Raw genomic sequence first — 752 nt, 5'->3', positions numbered from 1 at the left:
GTAAGGCTGGTGCGCCTTACAGCCCGCTGGGTGTGGCCATGCTGTCCGGAGACCTGCTCCATCGGGACACTGTGCGCATGCGGTGGAAGAAGTTTTCGGGCGGCGCGGGGGAGCAGTCCGGTGCTGGTGGCTCGTCGCGGCCGGTCGGCGTTGATGCCGCCGCTGATGCCGAGGCCGGTGCCAGGGCTGGGCTGGGTTCTGGTGTGCGGGATGGGCAGGGGGGTGTGGTAAGTCCTGCTGGTAAGCGTGGTCGTGCCGGGGGTGCGGGTCGGGGTGCGGGGGCGCGGCCGACGAAGCGAGTGAGGTTGGCTGGTGGGGCTGGGGTGGGCTCTGAGGGGTCGGGTGGTGTGGGTGGGGTGGGGGTCTCGTCCGCGGCGGTGTCCTCGGGTGAGGTGTCTTCGGGTGAGGTGTCGTTGCCAGCGCAGGTGCGGGCGGAGTTTGTGGGGTGGCGTCCTGGTCAGGGTGGGGTGGGGACGCTTACGGAGTTCGTGAAAGTTTTCGAGCGTGGGCGGGGTTGCATGATCTCGCTGGAGTGTCATGTTGGTGGTCGCCATGTCAGGTTCAAGTCTGCGCTGACTGGTGAGCTGGTTGGTGAATGGGCTTGGGGCATGCTTCGTTCTGAGGATCCGCGGACTGGGCATTTGTATACGGATGCGGGGGTTGCCAAGGTCAGTGGGGGCTTGTTGAAGGAGCGGTCGGTGCCTCTGGTTTTGCGTGAGGTGGTGTCGTTGTCGGCGGTGGTGTTGCCGGAG

1 protein-coding gene is annotated in these 752 nt (G+C 66.5%); it reads left to right on the top strand.

Features of this window, described 5'->3' with window-relative positions; genetic code table 11:
• Window positions 1-518: 518 nt before the first annotated feature.
• Window positions 519-752 (top strand): hypothetical protein (locus tag IEZ09_RS47330; RefSeq protein ID WP_229813579.1); only part of this gene is annotated, 234 nt, incomplete at its 3' end.

This window comes from Lentzea flava (assembly GCF_014648475.1).
In the GTDB taxonomy this organism is placed as follows: domain Bacteria; phylum Actinomycetota; class Actinomycetes; order Mycobacteriales; family Pseudonocardiaceae; genus Lentzea; species Lentzea flava.
This window is presented reverse-complemented; position numbering and strand designations above follow the sequence as displayed.